Source organism: Acinetobacter sp. LT1, from assembly GCF_059800965.1.
In genome coordinates, this window is the sequence record NZ_JBBAXE010000012.1 from 77,673 (window position 1) to 99,676 (window position 22,004).

Consider the following 22,004-nt stretch of genomic DNA (forward strand, 5'->3'; position numbering starts at 1 on the left):
GAGGTTAACGTGTTTAGTAAAGATCGTTTAAGAATTGCTAAAGATTTAAGAGGTCTTAGCAATACTGATTTTGCAGAAAAACTAGGCTGCTCGCTTTCTAAAGTGAAGCAGCTTTTAGATGCAGATAAGGAAATCAGTGAAAATGATCAAACCGAAATCTGTAGAGTATTAAATGTGCCAATGTCATTTTTTATAGAAAATGATATCCAACCTCATGACACAGAACAAATTTTTTATAGATCCGTTGCTAGAATCAAGGCTCAACATAGAAAAGCCAATGAAGCCTATACACTTCTAGCAAAGAATATTAATACCTACTTACTCAAGAAGGTTAAATTACCCCAATTTTCTCGTCCAGTTTTGGATGTTACCGAGATACAGGATCAGCATTATCGTTATGTTGATCATATTGCAATTGAATTAAGAGCGTTATGGGGATTGGGGCTTCAACCAATTAATAATATTGTGTCACTCTGTGAACTTAAAGGCATTCGTATTTTTAGACTTCCAAATGAAGTAAAAGAAATTGATGCTTTGTCTTATTTCGATGATGAAAGTGGTTCTCCTTTTATATTCGTCAATAATTTTAAATCGGCAGAACGTTCGCGTTTTGATTGTGCACATGAGCTTGGTCATATCATTATGCATACTCATAATCGAAAGGTTCGCGAGGAAAAAGATAATAAGCTCTTAGAAATTGAAGCAGATCAATTTGCATCAGAGTTCTTAATGCCCGCAGAAGCATTTTTTGCAACTTCTCCACGTTATCTATCAATTGATAACATGATTGAATATAAAAAAATCTGGAGAACATCTTTAAAAGCAGTGAACTATAAAGCTCATAAACTAGGCTTGATCAGTGACTGGGTTAATCGAAGTAATCTAATGAAAATTAACTCTCTTGGATATCATATTGAAGAGCCAGAAGAAACTCACCGTGATGAAAGCATGATGCTTCCAAAGATTGTTTCATTATTAGTTTCGCAACCTTCTTTTGATAAAAATAAGATGCTAGATGAAATAGGAATTTCTGAAGATGATTTCAATCAGCTAACATTTGATGCACTTGCTAAAGTAGATATACCGAAAAAGAAAACAAAATTATATCTTGTTGATTGATTATAGTAAGGTGTCAATAAAGACACCTTTTTTATTTCTAAATCCCCCCAAAAAAACCTCCAACACCCTCTCATCAACTTCACCCAAACTTAAACGCTGAATAATGGCACCTTCGATCATATATAAAAATAGTTTGGCATCGGTAAAGGAAACATCGGTGTTAAGCGCTCTAAGCAAGCTATATATTTCGTTGGTGAGCCATGTTCTGTATCGCACGGCGGTTATGTACGCTTTTGGATGAGTTAGTTTTGTTTCAAAAATAGCTTTAAATAATAAGTAATACAGTCCGTCTAGGTCTGCATGTAAATCATAGAGCTTTTTGAGTTTATCGATTGCGTTTGTGCTGCAGTCATATGCAACCACTGAAACCACTTTTTCTTTTAGGCGCTCTTTTTGCACAATCAGGCAGATTTCAATCAACCGTTCTTTAGAGTGAAAGTAGTTATAAAAAGTCGCTTTGGTCACTTCACACTCTTTCACAAGTCTGTCGATGCCGACCAGATGAAACCCATTGTAGTGAAATAACTCAATTGATTTATTTACGACTTGTACTGCACGTGTTGGGAGAACTATTTTTGGCATATTTTTACCGTTATAAAATTATTGTTGTATATAAATGAGATATAAAAACCGCTGCCTTTTGGGAGAAAAAAAGGCATAGCAAAGCCGTAAAGACTGTGCGCAGCACATCTCAAGGTTTAATTGTCTAAGTTTTAAGTAATAACGAGCTAAAGCCTGAAAAGCCTTACGGCGATCAAGCTACTTTAATGGTTTTAAGCTGTGTCGTTATAGCTTTTGGCAATGGTTGCCAAGAAATGATGGATGTGCAAAGCCAACTCCTTATATATGGAGTTCTGCCAAGACATTAGAATTATGGTGGCAGAACGAAAGAGGGTTAGCAGACTGGTACGACAACCAGCACACCCGAGGGTGTCCCTCTCCCGTCCTACCGCTACGGGAGGGAACGAGGAGCGTACGCACAAAACTATTCCTCAGAAGAAATAATCCTGATGCGGTCGTATACGGTCTGCTAAAACCGTCTGGCAATGTAGGCCAGCCCGCAAATGGTAATCTCCAATATTTGAAGTGTCAATGTGAAATTGGCTAGAAATTATTTAAATAATTATTGTTTTTCATTTAATTACATAATTAAGGAAATTCTTAAGTAATATTTTTAATCTACCCTTATATCATTAAGTTAAAGTTTAAAATTTCAAAAACTTAAAGTCTGAATTGTCCTATTTCAACTAAAAATGAATAAATAAAAAGAGACACTACTGTTATTAAGAGATGTTTTTAAGAGTGGCTATTCAGTATAAAATTATGACTTAAACGACCCATCTCAGACATTAGGCCGTGTCATATACTTAAAGTGATAAGAGCAAAAATGACTCAAAATAAAGTTGAACTCGCAGAGAAATTATCAAAAGAATCTCATCAAGGTCAAAAGTATGGTCCTCATGATTACTTTGATTACCATATTAAAGGTGTGGTCAATTCATTAATTGAACACCAATTTTCAGAAGTCTATATTATTACAGCCCTTCTACACGATAGCGTTGAAGACACACCTCTTACCCTAGCCAAGATCGAAAGTTTATTTGGCAAAGAAGTCCGTGATGCGGTTGATGCATTAACTAAACGGGAAACTGAAACACGCGAAGAATATTTAATTCGTTGTGGTTTGAACCCGATCGCTCGAGTCGTAAAACTTCATGACGCAGCCTTTAATGCGCATAACTCGCATAAGGAAAATAATCAATCACGTGTAGATTATTATCTTCAAACCATGCTAATTGTTTCAACGGCGCAAGATAGGTTGGGGTAAAAGACAACGAAATGAATCCGTTGCCTTTTTGATTTTTAAGATTGCGCAAATGCCCAAATGTCTTTTGATGCAATCGTGTCAGATACAAGTCTAAAACTCATAGGTTCTAAGTCTTCATCTACCACAACATAACCTTTCGAGTTATTTTTTAGCGCATCACACTTATTATCGGTCAGTTGATAGTTTGCTGTATTGGCTAAGGCATTTTCAGTAATAACACCTGTAAACACACAATTTGGGTCTTTCGAGACAATTTTGCCTTGTGCATTCACCTCGGCATTTACCGTTGTTCCATCTGAAAAAGATAAATCGTAATTACCCACCAATTGATTCAGCATAATTTTCTGATCATCAATTTTTTCATAATACGCCAATTCAACGGTCATTGATTGATTAGACTGGTTGCTCTGCCAAGCTTTGGTTTTTGCGTCATAGCTCATCACAATTTTGGCACGATTTTCGTCATCATCTAAAACCAATAATTTAGAACCATCTGCGCCAGAATAGTATTTGCCCGCCATAGGCAACTCTTGATCAGTTTCGGTACTAATAATATAAGTACCAACATCTAGGCTCGGAGCCAGTGCAGGTTTTTCAGTCGAGACTTGGTCATCATGATCATTGTCATTACAAGCCGCCAATCCAAGCCCAAGAAGTAAAACCAACAAACAACGTTTCATGGTCTTTCTCCCTTACTTGTTAAATAGGCTTTTTAAACGAATTTTGAGCCATTCTTGAGCTGCTGGGCGCTGATCGTAAGCAACTTGCATTGCAGTTACAGCAATTTTACTTTGCACTACGGCGCTTTCATCCGACATTTGCGCGGCAGTTGGCGCAGATGGTGCCGCATCAATTCCTAAGCCAAACTGGTTATTGCCTTTATTGTCTTTCGTCACTTGGAATTTCAGCTTATATAGGTCATAAGTTCCAATTTTTGAGAACGCAAACGGCGTGCTGGTTGTTAAATTTTTAGGGAAATTCACATTTAGCGTGATGCCTTTTGGCAACAATTGCCCTTTACCTGCCTTAGCTTGTAATTCTTTTAATAACACTATGGTTTGTTTTGCCACAATTGCGGAGTTAGGGTTGTTTAAAGTCTTATCATCTACCGTGTTTGTATCTGCACTTAAGGCAATTGATGGAATGCCACGGCCTGCCGAAAACTGTACATTGCCAATCGTGCCAGAGTGCACAACGACTTTTCCGACATTTTGACCTTCATTCGGGCCAGATAAAACTAAGTCTGGCGCTTTCCCCCAGCGTTTCGGTGCAACTACATCCAATCCATAAACCGTTGCCATCACTGGTGTACCATGCGCGTAATTCCAGTCGCCATTGGTATAACCCGCTTTGGTAAAAGTCCCCGCCGCAGGTGCACCTATTGGTGCTGCACCATTGTGACAACCATTTTCAGCCGAAATTTGCTTATCATTATCCGCGGTAATCGTTGTTGAGCTGTACATCACGATTGCGCCACCACGGCCACTTTGTGGTGAACAAGGTACAGACACAAGCACGTTATGACCATTTGCTTTTAATTCATCATAGAGTGCTTTGACATTGCTGGTAAGACCGTCATCGTTAACCAATAAAATATTTAGTGCAAAAGCTGGAGTTGTACACAAAGACAGAATAAGGCCGCCCAATAAACTTTTTTTCATCACTTAACTACCATGTTCTTAAATTTCGATTTGTATAGTAGTTGCGCTATATGTACGTTTAGTGACTACGCATCAATAAAAATTAAAATACTTTTCCATTAAAAATTAAATAATTATATTATAAATTATTGCTATATTTTCTTTTATAAACTGATCTTCAACTTAAACGTTCAAATTCAAAATGACAAAACCCACTTCCGTGGGCTTCATTCAAAGTATCACTTCAAGCTTTAAATTAAATACGTCCAACTTCTAAATATGGAATCAAGTTTTTATCAAAATGTGGTCGTGGGTCACCTTCATAACTAATAAAACCATGCATTCCTATTAAACGTTCACCTTTATAAAACTGGTTTAACTGATAACGCGGGTCTTTATGAGAAAGTGTAAAACTCACGACACCAACGCCCTGTTGTTTTGACTGGTTATAGGCATCTTCGAGCATTTTATGATGCAAAGCCAAATCTTCGGGATGACACATAAGCGTATGCAATACATGGTACTGAATAGAGTCACCCAGTTTAGGCAAACGCATGCCTTTAGTCATTGGGGTTAGCAAGTTATAAATGGGTCTAAGCACACCTATGGCCGAACTATAATTTAAAATCTTGGTTTGCTTAATACTATGCTGATCCCACAAACCAAACATGCCCACCAGTTTTTCGCCTTTAAAGTAAAGTGAAAAGTCTGAGAGTTTCATCCCTGAAAAGTACTGATGCCCTTGGACTAGTTCTTCGAAGTCATAGGCTGGAATAAAGTTATAAAACTCGGCCATGTCGCTAATAAACTGGTTCATTGCAGCTATGTGCTGAGCCTCTGCAACGCAAGTACGGATCTCTTGAAGATCACTCTGTTTATCAACTTGCTTTAAAAAAGCCGTGATTTTTCGTTTTGCGCCAGTACTCGTCAGACTGAGTGTTTCTATAAGCCCTTCATCATAATAATCGGGCATTCCCGTTTTACCCGTTTGTAAAGCGGCGCGCGCAGCATGGTTATCATCAAAAATAATCATTTGGCTATAGTTCGGTTCATGCATGGTCTGCTTTACATGCTTCGCCAAAACCTTCACCAGTGATTTGCCACGATAGTTATGATCTACCCGTAAATCACCCGCGTAACGTAAGTTTTGAACGTTCCGATCGACATAACACGGGCGGTAACCATTGCTATAACAAGCGACATTTTTTAGACTCTCAGTGTCTTCAATCACCACATGCAGTTTATGTCGATAGACAATGTCGGACGCTCTAAAATAGCTCGGTTCACGCTGAAAGCTAATTTGTATGCCTTTAGTGGTCATGGGTACGGCGATTAAATCTCGCAAAGCCTGATCATCTGCCAAAGTTGCTTCACGGGTAATGAGAGTGCTGTCAGCAAGTGGTGGATTTGTTTTATTCATTATTCACCTGTTGTGCGGTCTGTGTAGGAACCAAACTATTTAAACGACCCATTTGGTCGAGTAGCTGATAAACAAACACCACTTCGTCTTGGTCATTTACGGTTTTTTGGGTTTGGACATCGAGTAGCTTTTGCTCTGTATTAAGCAAATCAAATGTCGTTTTGGTGCCAACATCAAACTCTTTACGTGTGTAGACAAAAGCAATAGAAGCTGCCTCTATGGCATTTGCCAATGCTTCTTTATTTTGTCGAATGGTTTGAAGCTGTGCATAGGTTGTACGGGTACGCTTATTTAAATCTAGTTCAAGACTTCGTATTTTTTGGTTAGCCAAATCGATATCGGCCTGTGCTTTTTTAACATTGGCACGGTTTAAGCCATCGTCATAAAGCGGTACATTGAGCTGCACCCCAACCATATAGTTATTACTTTCAGAACCAATATAACTCGCTTCATCTTGCTTTCCGGCACGACTCGTCAGCATGACCGTTGGCCACAGTTCGCGTTTGGTTAGAGCATATTGTTTCTCGGCAGCCTGCTTTTCGTATTTGCTACGCATTAGAGCTGGATGGTTTTTGGTTTGCGCCAAAATTTCATCCAAGTTAGCGGGAATAGCAGGTAGTTGTTTAATCTCAACAAGGTTATCAGGTGTTGTACCCGTTACTTGATAAAACTGTGCTTCACTTACGGTCAAGTTAGATTGGGCTTGTGTGATATCGGCTTGGCCTTGAGCAACTTGCGCCAAAACCTGAGCCAAGTCTGCACGGGTAATCATTCCCACGTCAAAACGGCGCTTAGATTCATATAAAGACCGTTGCAAATTTGCCATGGTCTTTTGTCTAAGTTCTAAAATGGCTTTCTTTTTTAATACGTCGGTATAGACCATCACAGTATTTAAAATGGTTTCCGACCGTTGATCTGACAAACCTTGGTTTTGGGCTGAAAGCTGACTTTCGGCAACATCAATTCCTAAACGGTGTCGCCCAGACGTATAAATCGGATAATCTGCCTGCAACTGCAAACTTCGCCCTTTACGGTTTCCTTCTGTTGGAAACAGGACGTGTGAAGGTGTATCTATTCTTTCATAGTCCAGTTGGCCGACTAAATTGACTTTAAGTCCATCACGCTGTTTAGCCTGTTCAAGCACTGCGGTGGACTGGTTCACGCTTAAACGGCTGACTTCAAGCTGACTTTCATGTCTTAAACTTGCAGATAAAGCCTCATCTAAAGTCATGGCATGTGTATTCGACACAACCAACACGCCTAAATACAAGGCGTGTCGAAGTGTTAAAAACCGAGTATTAAATGGCTTCATCCCTTTCATAGTTGTTCCAAACTATTGAGGGTGACTTTTTTAAGTGGCTCAGGTTTGATATTACCTTCGATAATGCCATCAAACATGACCAGTTTTTTGTAGGCATTCCAGCCATTATTGGCTTGGCGAATTTGAGGCTGGTCGAGCTGCCCCAAGTTTCGTGCAAGTTCGTAGTGGAAGTTTTGGCGCAAGATACTGTCGATATATTCATTGTTAATGCTGTGATGAATGTCGCCTTCAAAAAGCACGCAATAAAATGGTTTAACCTGTTGTTGGGTATCAATCGCCAGTAAGGAAATCGCTTTCGATTCGGTTTCATTTAACTGCGACAATAACTGTTGAGCTGTTTCAGGTGCTAACTTTTCACCGACCAGATCTACCCCAAAACGGCGGCCTTGGAATTCAAAACACGGAATTTGTTCAATAAAGCCTGTTACCCGTAAGCAATCATCCAAACAGTAGCGAAGTAAGCCATTGCCAGAGGTAATCAGCGGGCTGACCACATCACCTTGCTTAAGTTGCCACGACGGAATGATTTGCCCTTGTTTCTCACCTTCTAAATATTCAAATTCATAGAAATGACTTTGGTATGCGAGTGGGTATTGGTCGTTATAGGGAATCGTGACGACACCTTCCGTCGCCCATAGTCCTTTGCCTTCAAACTGAACACTGGGTAATTTCTCTTTTAATTTTTCGGCCCAAGCTTTGGAACCTGCAGTATCCCAACTCGACACTAAACTTAACTTTGGCCAAAGTTTTTTAAAATCGATCTGTGTGCCGTTTGAAGCATCACTTAAGGCTTGAGCACTTTCAGGGCTATGCGGTGCAGTGACTTCTTTTAATGAAGCCTGACGGTTACCCCATGAACCACTTTGTAAAACCTCAATCACGTCTTGTTGTAGTGACTCCAAACGTTCGAGCAATTGCAAAGCAAACGTTGGACTCCATACCGAAATCATGGCTAAGTTACGGTTTGCGACCAAATAGCAAATGGTAGCAAACAGTGCATCGTCAGCATTGGCCGCAAATGCAACGTTACTTGGAACTGCTTGGGTAAACTTAGACAAAATTCGCTTGCCTACACCGAGTAGCGCACTGTCATCATTTAGGTTTTTGTCTTTTAAAACTTCACGCTGACTTTCAGGTAACCATGACACCGACCAGTAATGTGTGCCCGAGCTAAGCTGTGGGCATTTACGGTATAAACTCGCCATCCACGGCGCAATTGCATGGTCAAGTTCATCTAAAAACAGCTTGGTGTATGGAATAAACTTGATTTGTTCGCTCGAACCACTGGTTGGCTGGAAACGAACCAGTTTACTACTAGAGAGTGAAAGTTTTTGTTCACGGTAACGTTGAATGTCTTCACGCCATGCGCCGTAACGTGTCGCAGGAAATGATTTTACAAACTGCTCATAGTTTTGAACCTTTTTATCTTGGGCAAAGGTCGAGGTCTGTAATATCGAATGCAAAATTTGACGTTGCGTGGTCTCTAAGGCATTAAATTGTTTTTGAAAATTACGGTCAGATGCATCACACCATTTTTTTAAAATCAGATGCGAACCCAAAGTTAGCCATTCATTAGATTTCATTGGATGGCCTCTCTACGTTTTGTTTTATGGGTTACGCATGCTTCAAACTTTCCTTTACTGGTCGGTTTAGTCATCAGCTTTACGGGGAAACGGGCTATGTCTTTCCAACCAAGACGGCCAATACAAGGTAGTTCTGTACCAGCTTTCCATGTCGGATTTTTTTGTTCAAAGAAATGAATATTTGGATTCTTTTCTCTCATTTCGGCAGTAATTGGTGCGACTTCACCTTTTAGTGGCTGATAGTCATCGCCAAAATTTAAAAGGCCCGCTTCACGGTCGTAGTATTCACCAAAGAATTTTTCACAGTAGTGCTCAACCACTTCTGAAAGATGCTGGTTTTCATCTTTAATATTTGGGTAATAGACATAGTAGTTATTGGCAAGTAACAGATAAGTTTTATAGCCCTTAGAAATGAGGAGCCAATAGAGTTCGTTAAATGGATATTTGATTCGAAGCTTGATCATGAGTTTGAGCATAGTACTTTGTAGACTACGCGTGCCCCAAAACTTCTTCAAAATAACCGTATCACCGCTAAATAACACGGTGTAGTCTTTACCGTTTAAATAGAAATGCTGCACCACCACAGTCGAGAAACCTACAATCTCATCTGTTTCAGAGTCAAAAATTAAGATCGCACCGCTTTTATTTTGGAAATCATCTACGAAAATAGAAAATCTCGTATTTTCATAATACTGTTCGTAAATGGAATACATCACTTTTAATCGCTCAGTATCGATTTGCTCTTTTTCAAAATATTGACCATAAGTCGTGTTTTTCAGGTTCAATTTTGAAATTAGTTTATACGTTGTATTAATCATAATCCTTTAACCTTCCACCTCTAATTTGTGAGTTCCCCGATCTCATCAACCGATTTTAGAAAACTCAGATCAATGTTCTTTTTCTATGAAGGGATACGTTTTGATATGCCCTATTGTTTTTCATTCTTTGAAAGCTGCCTTTATTTTTAAATATCTACATATTCATTTTCTTCCCCCGATCCATAAAGATGGTTAAAAATGCGGTCACAAACATGATGATTGCGAGCATGCGTAATAGGTCATTAAAACTCGATGTGAGTGCCTGAAAATGAATGTCACGATAAATCACACTGAGCGCGATTTGCTGTGCATTTGAGCCGACTTCTTGATACTGCGCCGTGAGTTGGTCAAGTCGTTCTGTAAATATCCAGTTTTGGGGTGTCATCCCCTGATTAATCTGGGTGACATGAAGCGCAGTGAGCCAATCTAAAGATGAGTTAATGAGAGCTAGTCCAAACGCGCCGCCAATATTACGCATCAGGTTATAAATACCGCTGGCATCAGCCACTTTACTCAGCGGCAAAGTACTCATGGCTAAATGCGACACCACAATCAGGCAAATCATGAGACCAATACCACGGTAAATTTGCGGCCAAAACATAAAGTCATAATCGCTATGAATGCTGAGGTGTGAGTTGAGCCAAACACCAAAGCCCGCCAAAATCATTCCAACAAATACGGTTTTTCGGGTATCAAAATTGGGAATGAGCCATGCAAGGAACGGCGCAAAGCAGAACATCACAATGCCTGTCACCATCATGACGTGACCAATTTGGCTACTATTCATTTCACGGACTTGCCCAAGAAATACGGGAATCATATAACCCAAGCCATAGAGCGCCATGCCAATCACAAACGTTGTGATTGCACTTAAGGTAAAGTTTTTATTTTTAAATACGGATAAATCGAGCAAAGGTTTAGGCTGGGTAAAACTTCTAGAAAAGAAAATCATGCCGCCCACAACGCAGATCATAAACGCAATCCGAACGCCTGTGTCTGCAAGCCAGTCATGTCTTGCACCTTCATCAAGGAAATATTCAAGCCCACCCAAAAACATCGCCATACCAATCAGGCTAAACCAGTCCATGCTTTTGATGAGTGAGTAGTTGGCACGGTCGATATTTGGACCCGAGTAGATGACCGTAGCAATAATAATGCCCGGAATAATATTGATCAGGAACATCCAGTGCCATGAGAAATTATTAGTGAGCCAACCGCCAATGGTTGGGCCAATAGCCGGACCCAAGGTACTGATCATGCCAAACATGACCAAAGGCAATGAACGTTTTGGTTCTGGAAAAAGTAAGTACAACGCCGTCATGGAGGTCGGAATCATTCCACCGCCCATAAAACCTTGAATGCCACGAAAAACCAATAAACTTTCTAAGTTCCATGCCAAGGCACAAAGTAAAGAACTGACCGTAAAACCAATTGCACAGATGGTGTAATACACCCGTGTTGAAAGTACCCGCGAGACAATACTCGACATGGGAATTGCAATAATCTCGGCAATTAAATAAACCGTTTGCACCCAAGTGACTTCATAACGACTTGCACTCATACCAGCTTGAACTTCGTTTAGAGAACTCGCCACAATCTGAATATCAAGAATCGCCATGAAGTTGCCAAAAATCATGGCAGCAAAAATTGCCCATGCAGTTTTTGCTGGGAATCTCCACTCGGCCTCAAGGTGCTTATTCATTTGTTATTACCTAAAATTTTATTATTAAGTTCTTAGGTCAACGGTGGCACTCACCGACATTCCGGGTTTTATCAAATCAATATGTGGGCTTGAATCTATGGCAATACGTACAGGAATACGCTGAACAACCTTGTTAAAGTTGCCTGTAGCATTGTCTGGTGGCATAAGTGAGAAAGTCGCGCCGGAAGCTGGTGAAAAGCTCTCAATTTTTCCGGTATATGTCAGGCTTGGATAAGCATCAAGTTTTAATTTAACTTTCTGACCAATATGCATTTTTTCGATTTGTGTTTCTTTAAAGTTTGCTTGTACATACAAACTATTTTCAGGAATGATCGCCATTAAGCGGGTTTGCGGAGAAACACGTGAACCTTTCTGGATTGCAAGACTACCGATCTTACCGTTTACAGGACTGACCACTTTTGATGAAGCCAAATCGACCTGATACAGGTTTAAGTTTGCATTGGCACTTTGAATATCCGCTAGAAGCTGCGCTCGACTCGCTTGTAAACTCCCTAACTGCGCTTCTGCTGCATTGACGGCGGCTTGCGCTTTGCTGAGTTGTGCCTGAGCCGTTAAATATTGAGACTGAACCCCTTCAAAGTTTTGTCGGGTAATCACCCCATCTTTTAATAAATCTTGATAACGCTCAAACTCTTTTCTTAAACGAGTTAAATCAGCTTGTGCTGCCACTACGCCACTATGAGCTTCAATAATTGAAGACTTGGCAGACTTTTCATTTTGTTGCTGTACACCCAGTGCAGCTTCTTTCAAGCTGACTACTGAACGAGCTTGATCATAACGAGCTTGATAATCACGGTGATCTAATACTGCTAAAGTTTCCCCTTTTTTTACTACCTGATTATCGTTAATTAATAACTCCATCACTTCGCCTGAAATCTTTGGCATCACCCAAGTAACATCGGCTTGCACATAAGCATTATCAGTAGATTGATAGAAACGATATACAAAAAAATAATATAATATGCCAGCAAATAAAAATAACAGCAGGACACTAAAAACACCCCAAGTTATTTTCTTTCGGCTTTGGAAATTAGTATCAGTTTCTAGCTGAGCTACGTTATCCATATTCATTCCGCTTATTTGTAATATTCGATTTTTTATTTAAGCCAATAAAATTATTGGTTTCTTTTTTACGTAACTTTTCACTTGGTTTTATTCAATGAATCGTGACAGCGTAAAATTTGGTGCAAATTATGGTTCTTAAGTGAATTAAATATCATTGACCTATTTGCCAGATATTTTTTCTATTTATGTCAATAAAACATATTATATAAACTATATTAAAAAATTATGTAATTCTAATTTGTGGAGATTTTTGGTTAAAAAAATCTCAAAAAAACAAAGATAAGTATTTGTTAATAAATAATTTATAAGAATAGTAACAAATAGAGATATATGTTTGAATAGAGTGATTTATTTCACTAACATTAAAAATAAGTTTTATTATGTAATCATTAAGTATTATTAATTAAAACAATATTTAATTTAAAAATGAGTTAACAATCAAAGTTGTTATACTTATAAATATAAAATATATATAAGTTATAAATATTATATTTTTCAAAAATAACAATATCCATAAAATAAATAAACGATATTTTTGATAAATAAGTCATCCTGATGACTAAAATGACTTATATTTTCCAGATAAAATAATTTCAAACCCTTTTTTAAAAGCCGAACAAACCTTTAAAAATAGTGGTTTAAGTGATCTTTTACTTATATAAACCCTTAAATATTTCTTCTAAAGTTATTCCAAATGAAAACCCACTCATTGAGTGGGCTTTTTATTACTAACCGTTTTGCCTGAGGTGATCTTGGAACTCTTGGTCGTGTATTTTGTTGTAATTAACAGGGTCGTAAACGCATCCAGTTAAAACAACAATTACAGTAAGTACAGCAACCAATTTTTTCATTGAGACAGCCTTTCCTTTAACGCAAAAGATTTGCTTTAAGTATACTCCTCGATAGCCGTTTTGATTGGACATAATTAAGGCAAACAATTGTTATTTTTAAATTATCGCCGTGCTTTAGCCTATCATTTGATTTTTTTAGCAAGATCAAATCAACGGTTAATACAAAACTTAAGCCTAAGTCGCTAAATACCAGTTTTTCCAAGAACTGGTTCCTCTAGTTTCAAGAGGCACAGTTGGAATCAGTTTTTCTTGTAGTATTTCAGTTTGTGCAACTGCTTTTGCAAGTCTTGCTTTTACTGAGTGAATACATTCACGGTCACCAAATTCACAGCGGTCTAAAGTTGTACCGCCACAAGGCCCGTTGGCTAAACCTTTTGGACACGTTTCAGGGCAAATATATAAAGTATCGCTTAGGCGACACTGACCACAGCTTTCACAACCGACTAGGCTATGTTTACTCAGCACTTCGGTTTTAATTAATACTTTAGCTACTAAAGAGTTTTCCCAAAAGGATGCTTTGAAAATAAAGCGTCCAAGCCCCTTGGCAATTTTTGATCCAAACATTGCTTCATGCATAACATGCAATTGGCGATATTTAATTAATTGTTTAGAGGTTGGCTGACGTGAAAACCGAGCAATTTCAGGTGAAAACTCTTTACCTATCGTAACTTGCCAAAGTGAATTCCAAAGCTCTTCTAAGGCTTTAAGCTCCAAATGTCTGTACTGCTCAATGTAGCTTTCAAGCAGAATTTGTTCTTCTGGCTTATGACAGGCAGATAAGTGAATTCCTGCAAACCCTAAATGTTTACATATCAAAATCTGTAAAGCACAGCGCAAATAAACATGGTCTGTATGCCCTGTCTGTTTTTCATCTGCCAAGACTTTTAGCATGTGGGGGGTAATCACAATACCTGCGACTTTATGCTTCACCATAAAATTGGCACGGCCCAAAGTCAGTGGCATTACACAAACCAGTATTTGCTGCGAATAATTGTTCTTGGTTAAAAATGATTTGACTTGTTTTAAGGCTTCAATGTCATAGCCCAATTGCGTAATGATAAAGTCAGCGCCTGCTTTAATCTTCTTATGCAGTTTTAAGTACTGTGCATCACGCTCAGCTTCGACATATTTAAATGGGTTAAAAGCAACCCCAATGCGAAATCCGCCGTGTTGCTTGGCAGCCATTACGGCGTTTACAGACTCTAGGTATCGGCTACGCGGCTGTCCATCTCGACCATTATTGTGTTCTTTGAGTTTATCGCCTGTAAGCAATAACAAGTTTTGAATATTGGCTGCTTGAGCTTGTCGTAAAAAGCGCTCAAAGTCTTGTATATCTCGGGCCTTACCTGAAAAATGTAAGACTTTCTCTATTGAGTCAGAGTAACTTTTGCTGGCCTCAAGCGGCGCAATATCATGATCTGAATGTACACGATCTGCCAATGTCATTGCAGTCGGATATCCTGCAAACTCATGTTTCACAGGATAAATTTCATGCAAAGAAGTGAGATATTCCACCAACACAAAAAACTGGTTTTGCTGGAAGCAGGAAGAAACGTGAGACATAGGCAAAGTGCTGATCAAAACATGACATCAATCATAAGCGCGGCATTATAAATCAAAGTGCATCAAGATGCGCTAGTTAGAAAGCTCATTGTTTTGCTTATCTTCACTCTCTTTATTTCTAGGTAATTCGAGTGAGCGAGGAAATATAAAATCGAAAGAATCGAGTGCATAGCGGTAAAGCTGAGCTGGTCGTTTGCCTACAATTTTACTGTGATTGGTTTCTTCAACTGCCCCCGCTTCTATCATACGGCGTCTAAACGCTTTTTTATCTAAGGATTGCCCAAGAATAATTTCATAAATAGTCTGTAGCTCAGTAAGTGTAAACAACTCAGGCATGAGACTGGCTGGCAATGCGGTATAGCGAGTTTTACTGGTTAAACGCTCTAAAGCCAAGCTGAGCAATTCATTATGATCAAACGCCAATGCTAAATCTTTTGCTTTTGCTACAGGCACCCATTCACTGTATTCAGCCAATGCTTGATGTTGATAGGCATTAAAATCAATTAATGCAAAATACAAAATAGTCACGGCCCAACCACGCGGGTCACGTTTCGCGTTACCGACAGAAGCAACTTGTTCTAAGTAAGGTGAACTAATCCCTGTTTTTTCGACGAGCTTACGATAAGCTGTGGCCATCAAATCTTGATCATGGGTTAAATCGGCAAAACCACCCGGTAAAGCCCATTGGTCTTTGGCTGGAAAGTTGGGCCGCTTAATGAGTAATACCTGCAACTGACCATTAAATACCGAGAAAATAGCCATATCTACAGTGAGTAAAGGTGCGTCATAATCTCGGCGATCATAACTGGCAAGGAATTCTTGTTCAGTTTGAATAGTCACGTTCAGTCTCTCAGTGAAAATGATGAGCCGATACTCATGCAACGGCTCATCTAAACTCAGTTATGCGATGGATAAACGCTCACGTATTTGATCCAAAGTACACTCATACTGAAGTTTACCATTTTCAAAGACTGTTTTTAGTGCTCCACCTTGTTCTTGTTCGGCTGTTTGCTCATCAAACAAAGTAAAGCCATTTTCACTTTCTTCGATGCGTAATAGACCTTTCGCAGATTTTTTAACGCCTGAGTCAGTAATCGGGTCTTTAAACAGTTCGCGGCCTACACCATTCACCTGTCCCCAAGTCGCTTTCACAGCAAACCCAAAGGTATCGCGAGTTAAGTAGTTATAGGTAAAACTGCCTATACCAAACACCAAGTTGTTTGAAGCAAAACCTTTGGCTTCTAGCCCTTCTAAAATACGCTGTGCACGGTCTAGAGTAATCGAGTCACCGTAAATTAAACCGACACGTTCATTCAGTACTTTATAGCCTTGGTCAGTTGTTGTACCACCAAACACTTCCCATAAACATTCAACAGCGCCTTTATATGCTGGACTGCCGACTTCGGCGTTTGTGTCACCACAAATAATTTTAACTGGGTCACCAGAGTCTGGACGGAAAACCAATTTAGCCAAGCCTAAAGCATTGGGTTGTCGCGCCAAAATTTCAGGTTTTAAAGCCACCGTAAATTCTGTAATGACTCGCCAAAAGTCCCAAGTATCAGACACAATACTGACAACACCCGATGGATAAAGCTCACAGATTAAACGCTTAAATGTTTCTAGCTCACTGTCTTCTGTACCCATACACATCACACTGTGTTCGGTCGCTGGTACAGAAACCCCAATCACACCTGTTGCATTGTAATATTCTTCTGCGTAGTCGATTGAAGCAACCGAGTCTGTTCCAATAAAACTGGTTAAGTGACCCACACCAGACTGAGCTGCATCATAAATTCCACTCATACCACGGCTACTAAAATCGTGTCCTTGCACAGGTACAAAATCGAGTGGTGCGCCAGTTTTTACGGCATATTGAGTTAATAAACGTTTGTACTCATAAGCAATAGTGGCCGTAGTACAGCTTTTCCAAAGCTCAGCACTTAACACGGTTTCGATATAATTCGTTAACCAAAAGAAACGCGGGTCGGTATTAATAACGGTGAGCACGGGTACACGCATATTGACGCGGCTGCCTTCTGGCAAAGCTTTAATCCGTAAAGGTAAATAACCCAAATCGTGTAAAGCTTCAATATGATCGACTGGTACAGCACCTTCACCTAATGAGCTATCCATACGGCGTTTATATGCAGCCACGACTTTGTCTTTAGGTTGCTTAAAAAAGCCTTCATTCCATGTATCGATTAAAAAGTGTTTGATAAAACCCTGAAGACCAAAGAACACAACTTTATCGTCAAAGTCAGGCAACATTTTAGCGAGTCGAGATGAACGCGGCGTAAAATTTGCGTACACGTACTCTGTGCCTGCTGGATACTGACGTCTGTGATCCGCTTTATAAAAATCGATAGCGTTTAATGGATTAAGTTTAATAGTCATCTTTGTTCTCTTTATTTTGCTGCAAAAGCAATTACTGAAATTTTGTCTGATGGTTGTTGTGGAAAGCTGTCCGAGGTAAATAGCTGGTCAAGCAGCCCATCAAAAACTTCAATCCCTTTACTAAAAATACCGTGGGTCACATATAGAACGACCTTATGGCAATTGAGGCGACGCAGTTCTTTGGCAATACCAATAAAGGTTGCACCGCCGTCACAAATGTCATCGGTAATGACCGCTGTTAGGCCTGATAAATCAGTCGCATGTACATGCGTACCTAAAATTTTGCCAGTCACTGGGTCACGTTTTTTATCGCACTGAACAATAGTGATAGGCTGTTTGCGCTCAGAATTAAAAGCATCTGCAACCATTTGTGTACGTGCTTTCGCGCCTTTGTCTGGGCAAATCAGCACTGTTTTTTCATCTTTTAACAATGTGCTTAGCGCTTCACTCTTTGCGATGATGTCGACTGAACTGATGTTTACAACTTCGCTAAAAGAAGTATTGGCAGCGAGTAAGGCTGTCGTTACTTCACTATGACAGTCCCAAACAGTGATCTTGCCTTGTTTGCCCGCTTTTTTGTCAGCATTGATATTGAGTAACTTGGTCATCACATCAAGTGAAAATGCTTGGCCTACTGCACAAATACGATCCTGACGTGCATATGGAAAATACGGAATTTCTAGGTCAACGGTTAAGCCTTGAGTCAGCAATATATTTTCAAGTAACAAATAGTCCATCACATCGTGACTTGTAGTCATGTTGGCGCGGACCAATACGTTGCCAGATAATGAACCTAACGTTGTTTCATCAATTTGAACATGACGCTCGCCACCAGAAAACTGCGTGAATTTCACTGGAATTTCATTTCTTGCCGCATCTAAAAGCTGGATAGCCATATCATCCTCTTTTTGTCTGATGACCTTTGATGAATATATAGTGGCACAAAGCCACTATATATTGCAAGTCTAATTTTTAAACTTTTTTTCAAAGCCATTTAAGACATAAAATTTACAGTTTTAGAGTATTTAGAGATTCGATATTTCAGAGAAATTATTCTTCAAACAATTGAAATAAAAAATTAATTTACAAAAAACATGACGAGTAAAACTATTATTAAAAGTAGCGGATATAACTTTGCCCGCCATAAATCAGGTAGTTTTGAAATAAATTCTTCTAACAAACTATAAATATTTACTCATATGAATGGTGTCATACGTATCAATCCATTCCCGTTGAATAATCTCAAAACCTTGTAGAGTCCAAAACTCTTCAGCCGCCGGTAAAAATGGATGAGTATGCAAATAGAAACTAGTAATAGCATGGTTTTTGGCATGGCTAAACAACATGTTGCATAGCTGAGTTGCGATGCCATTACGACGGTATTCAGGCAAAACAAATAACTTAACCACCTCAACCGTATTAAGCGGCAGATTTAAATCAAAACGGTGGTCATACGCCCGATAAGCAATGGTGCCAATAATGCGGTTTTGATCTTTTACAGTAATAAAGCAGCCTAATGGATCATGGACATAATATTGCTCAAAATTTTTTAAATCTTTGGGGACTTGCCCATGATAAATTTCTCGAAATAACAGCTGCCTTGTATAAAGCGCAAACTCTACCGCAGGCTCATAATCTGTTTTTCTAACCACCTGATAATTCAACATATTCATAGCCACGAATGATCAGGAATAACAATAGTTTTGTCTTGAATCATGGCTTCATGAAACTCAACATCATAGACACTTTTTAAAAACTTCGGATCAGTTATTCGAGTTTTTGACTCTGGCTTAACGACTTCGTGTTGGCGCATAAAAAACAAATGATCGGCAAATAAAAAAGCTAAATTGGGATCATGCATAATCGCAATCACCGTAAAATTTTGCCGCGACAACTGACGCAATTTTTTCATTAAATAAGACTGATAATAAACATCGAGATGGTTGGTTGGTTCATCAAGCAAAATGACTTTCGGGGCTTGCACTAAAATACGGGCAATCATAACCAATTGCCGTTCACCACCCGACAACTCGGTATAAGGGCGATCGCGTAAATGCTCAATGTCTAAATCAAGCAAAGCTTGGTCTACACGTTCCCAGTCTGATTTTGAAGGACGATATCGGCTAAAAGCGGAACGTCCCGTAATCACCACATCTTTAACCAAAAATGGAAATACGGTTTTATGAAACTGCGGTAAAAAACCGAGTAATGCAGCCCGATCTTTCCCTTTAAAGTCCGATAGTGGTTTTCCAGAGTAACGAATCAAGCCATCTTTTACAGGTTCTAGGCCAGCCATCAATTTAAAAAGTGTCGATTTTCCGCAACCATTGCGCCCTAAAATTACGGAAAACTGATTTTCAGGAAACTCCAGATGAATGTTTTTAAGAACCTGTTTGTGCCCATAGGCATAATTTAACTGATCAATTTGAATCATGCCCAATGAGTCCTCTGTGTTTTCATTAATAATAAGAAAAATGGCGCGCCAAGTAACATGGTAAAAATACCAATTGGTATTTCAAACGTCAGTAAAACCCGAGAAAAATTATCAATCAACAGTAGAAAACTACCGCCCAACACCATATTGGCAGGAATGCTGTAGCGATGATCTGGCCCAACCAACATTCTCACAATATGCGGCATAAAGAGCCCATATAGACTAATAATACCTGCCGCAGCCACAGAAGTTGAGGTACATACAGTCACTAGCGCAATTAAAAGAAGTTGTTCCCACCTTGGGTTAACACCCACGGCCTGCGCTTCTTCAGCACCGAGTGCCATTAGGTTTAGGCGCCAACGCATCGCAAATAATCCAGCAAGGCCAATACAGATTGGTAGTATGGCGTATTGAACCTTTTGCCAAGACGCCTGATGTAAGTTGCCCATCGTCCATTGCACAATCGCTTGTAATTTAAATGGATCACTTAAGTATTGAATAACCGTAAGACCTGCCAAAAACAGCCCCGAAACAATCATGCCCGATAAAATTACCATGACTAAAGACGTCTGACTTTCATGTTTTTGATGTGCAAATAAATACGTTAAGCCAACGGCGCACACACCAAAAATAAAGGCTGATAGATTGGGTGAAAGCCAACTTAAAGAAAGTGCTAAAGCTGCACCAAACGCTGCACCAGATGAAATACCAAGTACATAAGAATCAACCAAGGGATTACGAAACAAGGCCTGTAAACCATTTCCCGCAGTTGCTAACGCAGCTCCCACCATAAAGGTCAGTAAAATTCTGGGTAATCTCACATTTACGAGAATGTTTTGCATCAGTCTAAATTGCTCAGCATCAAAATATGGTGTACCAAAAACTGCTTGCACACCCCACCGCAAATAGTCCCATGCACTCAATGTCTGCGTTGGGCCTATGAGCAACGAGATAAAAATCATGAAGAAAGGTAAAGGGTAAAACCAATAATATTTCAGCTTTTCCATATTCATTGCACCAACGCTTTGGCAAGGTGCTCACCATACAACTTAGTTAAAATACGCTGTTGTAAAGCACTTACAGGTAAATCAGACTGTTCAGGATAAATACTATGATTCAAATAAATCGCCGTAATAATGATTTTGATGGTATGCGGGTTATATATAAATGCAGGACTCAAATTAAATACCTTACGGTTTTGTACGGCGCTTAAACCTTGTAATTCTTTTCGTTCATAAATCAGTTTAGGGTTGGTATTCCAAAGCACAATATTGTCGGGGTTCCATTCAATGAGGGTTTCGGGGTTTACGTTGGGTTGGTTAGCAGCGGTCTGAACAATATTGTATGCACCCGCTAGCTCAATAAAATCATTGGTAATCGACTGACGTCCCGAGGTAGAAAAAATACGCCCTCCTGACCAAGCATAGTAAATCGATTGTTTATTTGGCTGACGAGCCGTTTTGGCTGCGACTTCTGCCACAATTTCATCAGAGAAATTTAAAATTTCCTGAGCTCGCTTTTGGGCTCCGCTCAGAATAGCAATTCCAGAAAGTTCTTCTTTCACTTGTTTGTAGGTGCCTGACTCCATGACATATACGGCAATGCCAAACTGCCGTAACAGTTCAATTGTTTGGGTCTGCCCGCTTCCTACAATTACCAGATCAGGTTTTAACAGTACTAGACTTTCAATATTGGTTGCATTTGCCCCTTGTGAAGGCGTAGCAAGCTGTTTATTGGCAATACGTTGATCTATTTTTGAGTAGGCATTAAATAATAAAGGTTGGATGTATACTTCGGCCGGGATGCCAATCACTTTGTGGCCTTGCCCTAGCATATATAAGCCATCTAAACCTGACTCAAACAGAGAAACAATTCTTTGGGCAGGCTTGGCTATACAGACTTTTGTATTTGTACTATCAAAGACACATATCGAATGGGCCGCTAACTTTTCTTGTATTTTCCCATTTTGTTCAGATGAAGAGCATCCACATAGAATGAGTAAAGATAGTAATGAAGCTAATAACTTCATTACGTCATACCTTGCACAAATACAGTGCAAAATAAAAAGACATGCCTATTTGGTGCATTTTTCATGTGGAAAAAACACCATAAGTGAGCAAGACGGTTTGAATCATGGTTAATACAGCGGTCAAATTAAATGTAATAGCTAAGATATTAAAGAGTAAGCAAAAAAAACGCCAAATTTACCAAGTAATAAAAACTATTTAATTATTGGCTTAAAAAG

20 protein-coding genes and 1 pseudogene are annotated in these 22,004 nt (G+C 39.3%); 2 read left to right on the plus strand and 19 right to left on the minus strand.

Annotated features, from left to right (window positions below):
- Positions 1-9: 9 nt before the first annotated feature.
- Entirely contained in the window at positions 10-1,119 is a 1,110-nt protein-coding gene (locus tag WBW42_RS13020) for an XRE family transcriptional regulator (RefSeq protein ID WP_032057753.1), read from the plus strand.
- On the opposite strand, the gene WBW42_RS13025 is transcribed toward WBW42_RS13020, so the two are convergent.
- The gene (locus WBW42_RS13025; RefSeq protein ID WP_032057752.1) at positions 1,120-1,701 is read right to left on the minus strand and encodes a TetR/AcrR family transcriptional regulator; all 582 of its coding nucleotides are present in this window, start codon (positions 1,699-1,701) and stop codon (positions 1,120-1,122) included.
- Positions 1,702-2,506: 805 nt separating this feature from the next.
- On the opposite strand from WBW42_RS13025, the gene WBW42_RS13030 reads away from it, so the two are divergent.
- Entirely contained in the window at positions 2,507-2,947 is a 441-nt protein-coding gene (locus WBW42_RS13030) for an HD domain-containing protein (protein ID WP_032070734.1), read from the plus strand.
- Between the two features lie 35 nt (positions 2,948-2,982).
- On the opposite strand, the gene WBW42_RS13035 is transcribed toward WBW42_RS13030, so the two are convergent.
- The 18 genes and pseudogenes from WBW42_RS13035 to WBW42_RS13120 all read right to left on the minus strand — a co-directional run bounded on the left by WBW42_RS13035 (position 2,983) and on the right by WBW42_RS13120 (position 21,788).
- A complete protein-coding gene (locus WBW42_RS13035) occupies positions 2,983-3,627 on the minus strand; it encodes a hypothetical protein (RefSeq protein WP_032070733.1) in 645 nt (214 codons plus the stop codon).
- Between the two features lie 12 nt (positions 3,628-3,639).
- Positions 3,640-4,611: a 5'/3'-nucleotidase SurE gene (locus WBW42_RS13040; RefSeq protein WP_080777092.1), complete on the minus strand. Its 972-nt coding sequence runs from the start codon at positions 4,609-4,611 to the stop codon at positions 3,640-3,642.
- Positions 4,612-4,843: 232 nt separating this feature from the next.
- On the minus strand, positions 4,844-6,007 hold the full coding sequence (locus tag WBW42_RS13045; protein WP_045126675.1) for a hypothetical protein: 1,164 nt from the start codon (positions 6,005-6,007) through the stop codon (positions 4,844-4,846).
- Complete coding sequence (locus tag WBW42_RS13050) at positions 6,000-7,328, minus strand: TolC family protein (RefSeq protein ID WP_032070730.1); 1,329 nt, start codon at positions 7,326-7,328, stop codon at positions 6,000-6,002. Before WBW42_RS13050 ends, WBW42_RS13045 begins: the two co-directional genes overlap by 8 nt.
- On the minus strand, positions 7,325-8,911 hold the full coding sequence (locus WBW42_RS13055) for a GH3 family acyl-acid amido synthetase (protein WP_045126674.1): 1,587 nt from the start codon (positions 8,909-8,911) through the stop codon (positions 7,325-7,327). The genes WBW42_RS13050 and WBW42_RS13055 overlap by 4 nt, the downstream gene beginning before the upstream one ends.
- Positions 8,908-9,696 (minus strand): hypothetical protein, encoded by a 789-nt coding sequence (locus WBW42_RS13060; protein ID WP_170248859.1) that lies wholly within the window; start codon positions 9,694-9,696, stop codon positions 8,908-8,910. Before WBW42_RS13060 ends, WBW42_RS13055 begins: the two co-directional genes overlap by 4 nt.
- 187 nt (positions 9,697-9,883) lie before the next feature.
- Complete coding sequence (locus WBW42_RS13065; RefSeq protein WP_163114508.1) at positions 9,884-11,431, minus strand: DHA2 family efflux MFS transporter permease subunit; 1,548 nt, start codon at positions 11,429-11,431, stop codon at positions 9,884-9,886.
- A 24-nt stretch (positions 11,432-11,455) separates the two neighbouring features.
- Entirely contained in the window at positions 11,456-12,517 is a 1,062-nt protein-coding gene (locus tag WBW42_RS13070; protein ID WP_032070727.1) for an HlyD family secretion protein, read from the minus strand.
- 728 nt (positions 12,518-13,245) lie between these two features.
- Positions 13,246-13,368, minus strand: a complete 123-nt coding sequence (locus WBW42_RS13075) for a hypothetical protein (protein ID WP_000737387.1) — start codon at positions 13,366-13,368, stop codon at positions 13,246-13,248.
- 174 nt (positions 13,369-13,542) lie between these two features.
- Complete coding sequence (locus WBW42_RS13080) at positions 13,543-14,931, minus strand: methylenetetrahydrofolate reductase C-terminal domain-containing protein (protein WP_032070726.1); 1,389 nt, start codon at positions 14,929-14,931, stop codon at positions 13,543-13,545.
- A 72-nt stretch (positions 14,932-15,003) separates the two neighbouring features.
- Positions 15,004-15,771 carry an ADPR responsive transcriptional repressor NtrR gene (ntrR, locus tag WBW42_RS13085; protein ID WP_032070725.1) on the minus strand — a complete coding sequence of 256 codons (768 nt, stop codon included), beginning with the start codon at positions 15,769-15,771 and terminating at the stop codon, positions 15,004-15,006.
- A gap of 60 nt (positions 15,772-15,831) precedes the next feature.
- Entirely contained in the window at positions 15,832-17,325 is a 1,494-nt protein-coding gene (locus tag WBW42_RS13090) for a nicotinate phosphoribosyltransferase (protein WP_032026605.1), read from the minus strand.
- Between the two features lie 11 nt (positions 17,326-17,336).
- Positions 17,337-18,221 carry a phosphoribosyltransferase family protein gene (locus WBW42_RS13095; protein WP_032070724.1) on the minus strand — a complete coding sequence of 295 codons (885 nt, stop codon included), beginning with the start codon at positions 18,219-18,221 and terminating at the stop codon, positions 17,337-17,339.
- A 182-nt stretch (positions 18,222-18,403) separates the two neighbouring features.
- Positions 18,404-18,499, minus strand: a pseudogene (locus WBW42_RS13100) (sulfite exporter TauE/SafE family protein); the annotation flags it as partial.
- A 7-nt stretch (positions 18,500-18,506) separates the two neighbouring features.
- Entirely contained in the window at positions 18,507-18,998 is a 492-nt protein-coding gene (locus tag WBW42_RS13105) for a GNAT family N-acetyltransferase (protein WP_032070723.1), read from the minus strand.
- The gene (locus WBW42_RS13110) at positions 18,995-19,759 is read right to left on the minus strand and encodes an ABC transporter ATP-binding protein (RefSeq protein WP_032070722.1); all 765 of its coding nucleotides are present in this window, start codon (positions 19,757-19,759) and stop codon (positions 18,995-18,997) included. Before WBW42_RS13110 ends, WBW42_RS13105 begins: the two co-directional genes overlap by 4 nt.
- A complete protein-coding gene (locus tag WBW42_RS13115) occupies positions 19,756-20,766 on the minus strand; it encodes a FecCD family ABC transporter permease (protein ID WP_080777090.1) in 1,011 nt (336 codons plus the stop codon). Before WBW42_RS13115 ends, WBW42_RS13110 begins: the two co-directional genes overlap by 4 nt.
- A gap of 2 nt (positions 20,767-20,768) precedes the next feature.
- Entirely contained in the window at positions 20,769-21,788 is a 1,020-nt protein-coding gene (locus WBW42_RS13120; protein ID WP_045126671.1) for an ABC transporter substrate-binding protein, read from the minus strand.
- Between the last annotated feature and the right edge of the window lie 216 nt (positions 21,789-22,004).

Bases quoted from the DNA above. Each gene is read 5' to 3' on its own strand.
- WBW42_RS13025 (WP_032057752.1), bottom strand. From the start codon at position 1,701: ATGCCAAAAATAGTTCTCCCAACACGTGCAGTACAAGTCGTAAATAAA.
- WBW42_RS13030 (WP_032070734.1), top strand. From the start codon at position 2,507: ATGACTCAAAATAAAGTTGAACTCGCAGAGAAATTATCAAAAGAATCT.
- WBW42_RS13035 (WP_032070733.1), bottom strand. From the start codon at position 3,627: ATGAAACGTTGTTTGTTGGTTTTACTTCTTGGGCTTGGATTGGCGGCT.
- WBW42_RS13045 (WP_045126675.1), bottom strand. From the start codon at position 6,007: ATGAATAAAACAAATCCACCACTTGCTGACAGCACTCTCATTACCCGT.
- WBW42_RS13050 (WP_032070730.1), bottom strand. From the start codon at position 7,328: ATGAAAGGGATGAAGCCATTTAATACTCGGTTTTTAACACTTCGACAC.
- WBW42_RS13055 (WP_045126674.1), bottom strand. From the start codon at position 8,911: ATGAAATCTAATGAATGGCTAACTTTGGGTTCGCATCTGATTTTAAAA.
- WBW42_RS13065 (WP_163114508.1), bottom strand. From the start codon at position 11,431: ATGAATAAGCACCTTGAGGCCGAGTGGAGATTCCCAGCAAAAACTGCA.
- WBW42_RS13070 (WP_032070727.1), bottom strand. From the start codon at position 12,517: ATGGATAACGTAGCTCAGCTAGAAACTGATACTAATTTCCAAAGCCGA.
- WBW42_RS13075 (WP_000737387.1), bottom strand. From the start codon at position 13,368: ATGAAAAAATTGGTTGCTGTACTTACTGTAATTGTTGTTTTAACTGGA.
- WBW42_RS13080 (WP_032070726.1), bottom strand. From the start codon at position 14,931: ATGTCTCACGTTTCTTCCTGCTTCCAGCAAAACCAGTTTTTTGTGTTG.
- WBW42_RS13090 (WP_032026605.1), bottom strand. From the start codon at position 17,325: ATGACTATTAAACTTAATCCATTAAACGCTATCGATTTTTATAAAGCG.
- WBW42_RS13095 (WP_032070724.1), bottom strand. From the start codon at position 18,221: ATGGCTATCCAGCTTTTAGATGCGGCAAGAAATGAAATTCCAGTGAAA.
- WBW42_RS13105 (WP_032070723.1), bottom strand. From the start codon at position 18,998: ATGAATATGTTGAATTATCAGGTGGTTAGAAAAACAGATTATGAGCCT.
- WBW42_RS13110 (WP_032070722.1), bottom strand. From the start codon at position 19,759: ATGATTCAAATTGATCAGTTAAATTATGCCTATGGGCACAAACAGGTT.
- WBW42_RS13115 (WP_080777090.1), bottom strand. From the start codon at position 20,766: ATGGAAAAGCTGAAATATTATTGGTTTTACCCTTTACCTTTCTTCATG.
- WBW42_RS13120 (WP_045126671.1), bottom strand. From the start codon at position 21,788: ATGAAGTTATTAGCTTCATTACTATCTTTACTCATTCTATGTGGATGC.